The 10,016-nt window shown below is 72.7% G+C and carries 7 protein-coding genes; 5 read left to right on the top strand and 2 right to left on the bottom strand.

Translation table 11 applies throughout. The features are described from left to right. The first annotated feature begins 218 nt into the window (after positions 1–218). From PD653B2_RS17995 to PD653B2_RS17990, 3 genes are all read left to right on the top strand, one after another. Positions 219–1,850 carry an MDR family MFS transporter gene (locus PD653B2_RS17995; protein ID WP_085873772.1) on the top strand — a complete coding sequence of 544 codons (1,632 nt, stop codon included), beginning with the start codon at positions 219–221 and terminating at the stop codon, positions 1,848–1,850. A gap of 28 nt (positions 1,851–1,878) precedes the next feature. Continuing rightward, the gene (locus PD653B2_RS25125; RefSeq protein WP_165763530.1) at positions 1,879–2,037 is read left to right on the top strand and encodes a hypothetical protein; all 159 of its coding nucleotides are present in this window, start codon (positions 1,879–1,881) and stop codon (positions 2,035–2,037) included. A 78-nt stretch (positions 2,038–2,115) separates the two neighbouring features. After that, positions 2,116–4,062 (top strand): TIGR03960 family B12-binding radical SAM protein, encoded by a 1,947-nt coding sequence (locus PD653B2_RS17990; protein WP_085873771.1) that lies wholly within the window; start codon positions 2,116–2,118, stop codon positions 4,060–4,062. Between the two features lie 22 nt (positions 4,063–4,084). On the opposite strand, the gene PD653B2_RS17985 is transcribed toward PD653B2_RS17990, so the two are convergent. Next, positions 4,085–6,508, bottom strand: coding sequence for an SCO7613 C-terminal domain-containing membrane protein (locus tag PD653B2_RS17985; protein ID WP_085873770.1), 2,424 nt, complete (start codon positions 6,506–6,508; stop codon positions 4,085–4,087). A 118-nt stretch (positions 6,509–6,626) separates the two neighbouring features. After that, complete coding sequence (locus PD653B2_RS17980; protein ID WP_242665336.1) at positions 6,627–7,853, bottom strand: MFS transporter; 1,227 nt, start codon at positions 7,851–7,853, stop codon at positions 6,627–6,629. Positions 7,854–7,922: 69 nt separating this feature from the next. On the opposite strand from PD653B2_RS17980, the gene PD653B2_RS17975 reads away from it, so the two are divergent. Together PD653B2_RS17975 and PD653B2_RS17970 are read left to right on the top strand one after the other, a co-directional pair. Then, positions 7,923–9,113 (top strand): winged helix DNA-binding domain-containing protein, encoded by a 1,191-nt coding sequence (locus tag PD653B2_RS17975; RefSeq protein ID WP_089504015.1) that lies wholly within the window; start codon positions 7,923–7,925, stop codon positions 9,111–9,113. A gap of 9 nt (positions 9,114–9,122) precedes the next feature. Further along, a complete protein-coding gene (locus PD653B2_RS17970) occupies positions 9,123–9,851 on the top strand; it encodes a TIGR03936 family radical SAM-associated protein (protein WP_085873767.1) in 729 nt (242 codons plus the stop codon). Positions 9,852–10,016: the final 165 nt, after the last annotated feature.

Genomic DNA, 10,016 nt, shown 5'->3' with positions numbered 1-10,016 from the left:
TTCCTCAACCACCGGTGGGCCAGGGCGCCTTCCTCAACCACCGGTGGGCGGGGGTTTCGAGACAGGCGCCAGGGCGCCTTCCTCAACCATCGGTGGGCCGGTGGTTTCGAGACCGGACTTCGTCCTTCCTCAACCACCGGTGGGCCGCGGGTTCGGACAGGCGCTGCGTGCCGTCCTCCACCGCCGGACCCAACCGGAGAGGTCCTACGCTTTCCCCGATGACTGACGACACGGTGGCCACGCCGACGACGGGCCCGGACCACTCCGGTGCGTACTCACACCGGCAGGTCCTGACGATCCTCTCCGGGCTGATGCTCGGCATGTTCCTCGGTGCCCTCGACCAGACGATCGTGAGCACGTCGATCCGGACCATCGCCGACGACCTCAATGGGTTGTCGGTGCAGGCATGGGTCACCACGGCCTACCTCATCACCGCGACGATCACCACGCCGATCTACGGCAAGCTCGGCGACCTGTACGGGCGCAAGAAGCTCTTCATGTTCGCGATCACGGTGTTCGTCCTCGGCTCGGTGCTGTGCACGTTCGCGACGTCGATGTACCAGCTCGCGGCGTTCCGCGCCTTCCAGGGGCTCGGTGCCGGCGGCCTCTTCACGTTGGTGCTCGCGATCATCGGCGACATCGTGTCCCCGCGCGAGCGGGCCCGCTACACCGGCTACTTCATGGCCATGTTCGGCACCTCGAGCGTGCTCGGCCCGCTGATCGGCGGCTTCTTCGCCGGGCAGGCGACGATCCTCGGCATCGCCGGCTGGCGCTGGGTCTTCCTGGTCAACGTGCCGATCGGCATCGCTGCGCTGGTCGTGGTCATCCGCACCCTCCACATCCACCACGTACGACGTCAGGTGCGGATCGACTGGTGGGGTGCCGTAGCCCTGGTCGTCGCGCTGGTGCCGCTGCTGACCGTCGCCGAGCAGGGCCGCGAGTGGGGCTGGGACTCGCCGCGCTCGGTCACGGCGTACGTCGTCGGTGGTCTCGGCCTGGTCGCCTTCTACCTCGCCGAGCAGATGATGGGCGACGCGGCGCTGATCCCGCTGCGGCTCTTCCGGATCCGCGCGGCCGCGGTGACGATCTCGGCGAGCGTCATCGTCGGCATGGCGATGTTCGGCGGCATCATGCTGCTGCCGCTCTACATGCAGATCGTGCACGGCGCGTCCCCGACCGAGGCCGGCCTGCTGATGCTGCCGATGGTCGCCGGGATGATGGTCGGCTCGATCGGGTCCGGCCAGGTGATCTCGAGGACCGGCCACATCCGGATGTTCCCGATCGCCGGCTCCGCGCTGATCGTCGTCGGCCTCCTGCTGCTCTCCCTCTGCGGCGCCGACACCCGGATGACCTGGGTCAGCCTGTCGATGCTCGTGCTGGGCCTCGGGCTCGGCAACTGCATGCAGCCGCTGCTGCTGATCGTGCAGAGCGCGGTGCCGCCCACCGAGATCGGGGTCGCGACCAGCTCGGCCACGTTCTTCCGCCAGATCGGCGGCACGCTCGGGGTCGCGATCTTCCTGTCGGTGCTCTTCAGCACCGTCGGCGGCAACATCCAGGACGAGATCCAGGCCGAGGCGCAGACGCCGCAGTGGCAGCAGGCGGTCGCCGCCGGGGGAGGCCTGGACCCGTCCGTGGTCGCGAAGGTCCAGGACGACTCGTCGTTCATCGACACCCTCGACCCGGTGTTCGCGCACCCGTTCAAGGTCGGGTTCGCGGAGTCGATGGACCTCGTCTTCGTGCTCGCCGCCGGCGTCGGCGTGCTCGCGTTCCTGATCCTCCTGCTGCTCCCGCCGGTCGAGCTGCGCGCCACCTCGGCGAGTGTCGCGGCGCGCGCGGAGGCTGGCTCGTAGACCCAGCCGGATCTGTTTGGATGGACCGATGAGCGACCACACCATCGAGCCGGACATCGCCGAGGCCGTCCACGCCGTCGCCAACCGCTACGGCGTGGCGGGCCTGGAGGACCTCATCGACCTCGCGCAGCAGGAGCTGGTCGTGGCCCGCAAGGCACTCGAGGAGCTCGCTCCCGGACCCGACTGACGGTTCGCACCGAGAGGCGGGCACGACGTACGCTGGGGGCTTCCCCGATCGTCAACGCATTCTTTGCGAGGTTGTTCCATGTCCGCGCCCGCGAGCGTCTTCCCGCGTCTCGAGCCCCGGCTCCCGTCGGTGTCGAAGCCGATCCAGTACGTCGGCGGTGAGCTCAACTCCACCGTCAAGGACTGGGACTGCGCCCCCGACGGCGAGACCGTCCGCTGGGCGCTGATGTACCCCGACGCCTACGAGGTCGGCCTGCCCAACCAGGGCGTCCAGATCCTCTACGAGGTGCTCAACGAGCGCGACTGGATCGTCGCCGAGCGCACGTACGCCGTGTGGCCCGACATGGAGCAGGTGATGCGGGAGGACTCGATCCCGCAGTTCACCGTCGACGCCCACCGCCCGGTCCGCGCCTTCGACGTCTTCGGGCTCAGCTTCTCCACCGAGCTCGGCTACACCAACATGCTCAACGCCCTCGACCTCGCCGGCATCCCGCTGCACAGCAAGGACCGCACCGACGACGACCCGATCGTGCTCGCCGGCGGGCACGCGGCGTTCAACCCGGAGCCGGTCGCCGACTTCCTCGACGCGGCCGTGCTGGGCGACGGCGAGGAGGTCGTGCTCGCGATCTCCGAGGTGATCCGCGACTGGAAGTCCGAGGGCCGCCCGGGCGGGCGCGACGAGGTCCTCCGGCGGCTGGCCGTCAGCGGCAACATCTACGTGCCGCGCTTCTACGACGTCGTGTACGCCGCCGACGCGACCATCGAGGCCGTCGTCCCCAACCGCCCCGGCATCCCGTTCCGGGTCCGCAAGCACACGCTGATGGACCTCGACGCCTGGCCGTACCCCGCCAAGCCGCTGGTGCCGCTGGCCGAGACCGTGCACGAGCGGTTCTCCGTCGAGATCTTCCGCGGCTGCACGCGCGGCTGCCGCTTCTGCCAGGCCGGCATGATCACCCGCCCGGTGCGCGAGCGCTCCATCGAGACCATCGGCGACATGGTCGAGAACGGCATCCGCAAGTCGGGCTTCGAGGAGGTCGGCCTGCTGTCGCTCTCGAGCGCCGACCACACCGAGATCGGCGACCTCGCCAAGGGCCTCGCCGACCGCTACGAGGGCACGAACGTGTCCCTGAGCCTGCCGAGCACCCGCGTCGACGCGTTCAACATCTCGCTCGCCAACGAGTTCTCCCGCAACGGCCGGCGCTCCGGCCTGACCTTCGCGCCCGAGGGCGGCTCCGAGCGGATGCGCAAGGTGATCAACAAGATGGTCACCGAGGAGGACCTGATCCGCACGGTCGCGGCGGCGTACTCCCACGGTTGGCGCCAGGTGAAGCTCTACTTCATGGTCGGCCTCCCCACCGAGACCGACGAGGACGTCCTCCAGATCGCCGACCTGGCGCGCAAGGTGATCGCCAAGGGGCGCGAGGTCTCCGGGCGCAACGACATCCGCTGCACCGTCTCGATCGGCGGCTTCGTGCCCAAGCCGCACACGCCGTTCCAGTGGGCCTCGCAGCTCGACGTCGAGACGACCGACAGCCGGCTCAAGCAGCTGCGCGACACGGTCCGCGAGGACAAGAAGTTCGGCCGCGCGATCGGCTTCCGCTACCACGACGGCAAGCCCGGCATCATCGAGGGACTGCTCTCCCGCGGCGACCGTCGCGTCGGCGCGGTCATCGAGCAGGTGTGGCGCGACGGCGGCCGCTTCGACGGCTGGAGCGAGCACTTCTCCTACGACCGGTGGATCGAGGCGGCCGAGGCCGCCTTCGCCGACACCGACGTCGACCTCGACTGGTTCACGACGCGCGAGCGGGAGTACGACGAGGTCCTGCCCTGGGACCACCTCGACTCCGGTCTCGACAAGGACTGGCTCTGGGCCGACTGGGAGGACGCGATCAACCCCGACACCGACGTCGAGGTCGAGGACTGCCGCTGGACGCCCTGCTACGACTGCGGCGTGTGCCCGGAGATGAACACCGAGATCCAGATCGGCCCCACCGGTCGGCAGCTGCTCCCGCTCGCCGTCGTCTGACGACCCACCCGGTCAGGGACGCCTAGCGGAGGCGGCCGACGTACGCCGACGCTGCGCGTAGGTCGCGCAGCCGGCGCTCCCAGGTGATGCCGACGACGGTGAGCAGCGTGCCGGCGACGCCGATCAGCACCCACTGCGGGGTCTGGGCGGCGTACGGCGCCAGCTCGCGGAGCACCACCGCGGCGCCGACCGCGGCACCGACCAGGAGCGGGGCGTTCCAGCGCAGCGTCGTGCCGGCGAGGATCAGCAGCAGGCAGCCCGCCCCGAGCAGCGCGGCCCGCACCGTGAGCGGGTCGGCGAGCACCCACAGCAGGGACGGCACCGTCGCCAGCAGCAGACCCGGCAGGAGCGCCGCCACGCTCGACGCGTCCGGGTCGCGACGCAGTCGGTCGAGCCCGACGAGGAGCAGCGCGACCGCGCTCGGCATCGTGTAGGGCTCCGGGGCGGTGACCCCGATGTCCGCGAGCCGCACCCAGGTCGCGGCCGCGAGCAGCAGCCCGCCGGCCCACCCGAGCATCCGCCGGTCGGGGTGGACCAACGCGCTCGCGCACACCAGGACACCGGCGACGGTCAGGTGGACGGCGAGCGCGACCGACGGGTCGTCGGCCGCGCCGACCGCACCCACGGAGGCGACGAGGGCGGCGAGGGCGGCCGCCAGCTCGATCTCGATCCGCGGCAGCGCGATCGCCAGCAGCCCGACAACCAACAGCACGGGGACGCCGCGCTGGACCTGGTCGACGTCGGCCACCGACGCCATCGACCAGAGCAGTCCGGCGAGCGCCGGTGGGAGCACCACAGCGCCGGCGACCCGCAGCTCGTCGGTGCTGCCACGCAGGGCCAGGACGGCTGCCATCGCCGCCAGCCCCGCGGCCACCGCGGCCGTCAGCACGTCGCTCGGCAGCGCCACGGGCACGGCGAGCCCGGCGACGCCGAGGCCCACCAGAGCCTGGCCGTGGCCGAAGGTGTCGTCCTGCCGCCACGCGTCGGCGAGCAGACCGGCCCCGAGCAGCAGCAGGGCCGCGACGACGGTCCACGCCGGGACGGGGAACAGGGCGAGGGTGCCGGTCGCGGCCATCAGCAGCACCCCGACGGGCACCTGCGGCCGCACCCCGGCCGGCCGCGGGACCAGCGAGACGGCCGCCAGGAGCAGACCGGCGGTGCCGAGCGCCAGGAGCGCCGGCGAGGCGAGGGTGTCGAGGTCGTGCAGGCGTACCCCGGCGGCCTGGGTGAAGGGGGCCTGGTCGCCGATGGCGTTGACGGCGGCCTGGGCCGCCAGCCCTGCGCTGACGACGCCGACGGGCAGCGCGGCGAGCAGCATGGGGAGCCGCGGCACCGGGCGCCAGCTCCCCGGGGTCACCACGGAGACCAGCGTCCAGGCGACCAGGGCGACCAGGGCGACGGTGCCCAGCACGGTCGCGCTCTCGTCCACGGCCGGCAGGCCGGCGGTCACCGTCAGCATCGCGGCGGACGCCGCCGCGAGCACCCGGGTCGGGACCTGCTGGGTGCGCAGGAAGGGCACCGGGAGGAGCAGGAGCAGCGACGCGACCAGCAGGCCCACGCCGTCGCCGTCGCCCCAGAGACCGTGCAGGGTCGGGTTGCTCGTCGCGTCGCCCAGCGCGATGACCACGAGCGCCAGCCACCACCAACCCGTGCCGACTGCGGCGAGGACCGGCAGGAGGACGAGCGCGCGGCGCCGACCGGCCTCGACCAGCGCGGCGTGCCCGAGCACCACGATCACGACCGTCGTCGTCACCCGTCCGGTGGCGTCCGCCGCGCCGAAGCCGACCACGCTGAGCGCGAGCACGGCCAGCACCTGCGGTGCGCCGAGCCGGGTGGTCATCGCCAGGGCGAGCGCCGCGACGAGGACGGTCGCACCGACCGCGCAGGTGACGCCGGCGCTGTCGAGGTCGCCGAGCCAGCCGGCGTTGTCGGCCCCGAGCACGTCGAGCGCCAGCAGGCCGAGCCCGACCGTGGTCAGTGCCTCTGCCGCGACCGTCAGCTCGCGCCGGCCGAGCCAGACACCCAGGCCGCCGCTGACCAGGGTGAGCGCCACGAGGACCGCCGTACGCCCACCGACGCCGAGCCACGACCACGCGACGGCCAGGAAGATCACCGCGGCGACGAGCAGGCACAGTGCGCCGAGGCCGAGGAGGATCTTCGGCACCGACGGCGCGGACAGTCCGCGGGGGCCGACCTGCCGGGGGAGCGGTCGGGAGACGGGGTACGCCGGCATCGCGGCGACGGTCGGGGGTCCGGCCGACTCCGCCCGCAGCCGGACGAGGAGGTCGTCCGCGGTGCGCAGCGTCTGCAGGAGCTGGCTCGCCAGCGGCCCGCGCAGCACCAGGCCGCAGCTCGGGCAGGTCACCACCTGGAGAGGCAGCCGGGCGGAGCAGTCCGGGCAGACGAAGGGGTCCGAGAAGCGGGTGGTGTGGGAGGCCGACGTCATGCCGCTCACGATGGCGGCAGCCCGCGCCGGAGCGGATGAGCACGGGTACTCAGCTGGTCGTCACGCTCACCCGATCGGGGGGACGACACCGCGGCGGACCGCCCGGACGCCGGCAGCCTCACGTCCGCGTGGAACGCGGTGCAGGCTCAGGGGTAGCCGACTCGCCCATCTGGTCCTCGACGTAGCGCACCCGGGAGACGTAGGCCGCGAGCGGGTAGAGCGGCAGCGCGAACGCGAGGAGCAGGATCAGCGGCACCGTCCAGCCACCGGTCGCGGAGTGCAGCACGCCGACCGCGAAGGGGCCGGCCGCGGCGATCAGGTAGCCGGTCGACTGGGTGAACGCCGACAGCGCCGCGGTCCCCTCGGGTGTGCGGGCGCGCAGACCGATCAGCGTGAGGATCAGCGGGAAGGTGACGGTCGCGACGCCGACGACGAGCGCCCACACCGGGGCGAGGGCGTGCGGCGCGATCATCAGCCCGACGTAGCCGACCGGGTAGCAGGAGATGACCCCGAAGAGCACCCAGCGCGGGTCGGCGCTGCGGGCCAGCACGTTCGGCAGCCACAGGGACAGGGGGATCGCCGTCCCGGCGAGCAGGCCGGCCAGCACCCCGGCGACCGTCGCCGAGTAGCCGCTGTCGCGCCACAGCTGGGCGAACCAGCCGAAGACGGCGTACGCCTGGAGCGACTGGAGACCGAAGAAGAGCGCCATCACCACGCCCACCCGGGTCCGGGCCACGTCGCGGAAGGTGATCGACCGCGGCGTGCGCTCGAGGTGCCGGTCCTTGGTCGACAGCGGGACCCAGGGGATCGCGGCCAGGACCGCCAGCCCGGCCCACGCGCCCAGGCCGTAGCGCCAGCCGCCGAGCGCGTCGGAGATCGGGACCGTGAAGACGAGCGCCGCGGTCAGCCCGATCGAGAGCGCGGTCGTGTAGATCGCGGTGACCCGCCCGATCCGGTCGGGGAAGTGAAGCTTCACCAGCGACGGCAGCAGCACGTTGGCCATCGCCGTGCCGACCAGCGCCAGCAGCGAGAGCAGGAGGAAGAGCGCCTCGCTGTGGGTGAACGCCCGGCCGAGGAGCCCGACGAACGCCGCCAGGCTCGCCAGCGCGGTCACCCGGTGGATGCCGATCCGGCCGGCGGCGGCCGGTGCGAGGGCGCCGAAGACCGCGAACGCGATGACCGGCAGCGACGTGAGCAGGCCGACCGTCGCGGCCGACATGCCGAGGGACTCGCGGACCTCCGCGAGGACCGGCCCGATGCTGACCGCGGCCGGTCGGAGGTTGAACGAAAGCAGAACCAGCCCGACCAGGACGAGGACCGACGCACGACGGGCAGGTGTACTCACTCGTCCGATGCTCTCAGGACCTCCGGCGGCGGTCTCCGGCAGGCTCCGTCATCCGACAGAATGGACGACGTGCGGCAGATCACCGTCGTCGAGAGGCGTCACCGGTTGGGCCGGCGGCACGCCCTGGCGCCGGCCCACCGCGTCGCCGATGCGGTCGAGGCCACCCGGGCGATGACCGTGCTGCACGCCACCGAGGCCCCGTCGGTCTACCTCTCGGTGTTCGCCCGCGTCGACGCCGTGACGGTCGCCGACGTCGACCGGGCGCTCTACGACGAGCGCAGCCTGGTCAAGCAGCTCGCGATGCGGCGCACCCTGTTCGTCTTCCCGCGCGACCTGCTGCCGGCCGCCTGGGGGAGCGCCTCGGCCCGCGTGGCCGCCGCCCACCGGGTCCGGCTGGCCAAGGACGTCGAGCTCGGCGGGCTCAGCGACGACGGCGCCGCGTGGGTCGACGCCGCGGAGCGGGCCACCCTCGCCCACCTGGCCGGTGGGGTCGAACGATCCGCCCAGCAGCTCCGGGAGGAGGTGCCCGCGCTCGCCGGCCGGATCGAGACGTCGCCCGGCAAGTCCTACGGCGCCAACGTGCCGATCGCACCGCGGGTGCTCACCCAGCTCGGGGTGGAGGCCAAGATCGTCCGCGGCCGCAACGCCGGCCACTGGCGGACCTCGCGGCCGCAGTGGACCCTCATGTCGTCCTGGCTGGGCGAGGCGCCCGAGCCCACCAAGGAGCGCGAGGGGTACGCCGAGCTGGCCCGGCGCTGGCTGGCGACGTTCGGTCCCGGCACCGAGGGCGACCTGGCGTGGTGGCTCGGCTCGACCAAGACCGCCGTCCGGGCGGCGCTCGCCGACGTCGGGGCCGTGGAGGTCGGGCTCGGGGGAGGAGCGACCGGCTGGCTGCTGCCCGACGACCCGCTGGTCGAGGAGTCCGAGCCGGAGGTCGCGCCGTGGGCGGCGCTGCTGCCCGTCCTCGACCCGACGGTGATGGGTTGGAAGGAGCGCGACTTCTACCTCGGCCCGCACGGCCCGATGCTGTTCGACACCAACGGCAACGCCGGCACCACCGCCTGGTGGGACGGCCGGGCCGTCGGCTGCTGGGTGCAGGACCCGGACGGGGTCGTGGTGCTGCACGTGCTCGAGGACGTCGGATCCGAGGCGCGCGCGGCGCTGGCCGCCGAGGCCGCGCGGTTGACCGGCTGGCTCGACGGTCACCGGGTGAGCACGGTCTACCCGTCGATTGCGATGAAGTCCGCACTGTCCCCGTAACCTTGACCGGTGCGAGACCAGCCCGAGCAGCAAGCCCCACCCGTCCAGCGGCTGCGGATCCGCTACGCCAAGCGCGGTCGGCTCCGGTTCACGAGCCACCGTGACTTCAGCCGGGCGCTCGAGCGGGCGATCTTCCGGGCCCGGGTCCCCATGGCCTACTCGTCCGGCTTCAACCCGCACCCGCGGATCTCGTACGCCGGGGCCGCACCGACCGGGTCAGCGAGCGAGGCGGAGTACTTCGAGATCGGGCTGGCCGAGGTCGTCGACCCGGCCGCGGTCCACCAGGCCCTCGACGAGGCGCTCCCCGAGGGTCTCGACGTGGTCGAGGTCGTCGAGTCGCAGGGTGGGTCGCTGGCCGACCAGCTCGAGGCCAGCCACTGGGTCGTCGACATCACCGCCCAGCCCATCGAGGCCGCGGCCGCCGTGGCGACGTTCCTGGGCACCGACGCCGTGCCGGTGCAGCGGATGACCAAGAAGGGGCTGCGCGACTTCGACTGCCGCGCGGCTGTCATCGCACTGGCAGCCACCCCCCACGCGACGGTCCAGGGTGACGGCACCCGACTCGACCTGGTGCTGCGCCACGGCGTACCTGCCGTCCGTCCCGACGACGTGCTGGCCGGTCTCGGGGCCGTCGCGGGCCTCGACACGGGGACCGCGCCGCTGCTCACCCGCCTCGCCCAGGGGCCCCTCGACGTCGCGACCGGAGAGATCGGCGACCCGCTTCGTGTCTCGCGGTGACCGATCGGAGCCAGTGGTGTGCGATACTCGCCGTGGTTGGTCCGGACCCCAGTCCGGGACGACCCGACGACGTTCTCGCCGGTCCCATCCGGGCCCGGCACGCTGTTGGCACGTTCGTCGCCAGACCGCGACGCGGCCCGGCAGGTCGGTGACAGCGACCCGCTC

It is taken from the genome of Nocardioides sp. PD653-B2 (assembly GCF_002117935.1).
Lineage (GTDB): Bacteria > Actinomycetota > Actinomycetes > Propionibacteriales > Nocardioidaceae > Nocardioides.
The sequence above is the reverse complement of the archived record's forward strand: the minus strand, read 5'-3'. Positions and strand labels throughout refer to the sequence as shown.

Bases quoted from the DNA above. Each gene is read 5' to 3' on its own strand.
- PD653B2_RS17990 (WP_085873771.1), top strand. From the start codon at position 2,116: ATGTCCGCGCCCGCGAGCGTCTTCCCGCGTCTCGAGCCCCGGCTCCCG.
- PD653B2_RS25125 (WP_165763530.1), top strand. From the start codon at position 1,879: ATGAGCGACCACACCATCGAGCCGGACATCGCCGAGGCCGTCCACGCC.
- PD653B2_RS17995 (WP_085873772.1), top strand. From the start codon at position 219: ATGACTGACGACACGGTGGCCACGCCGACGACGGGCCCGGACCACTCC.
- PD653B2_RS17985 (WP_085873770.1), bottom strand. From the start codon at position 6,508: ATGACGTCGGCCTCCCACACCACCCGCTTCTCGGACCCCTTCGTCTGC.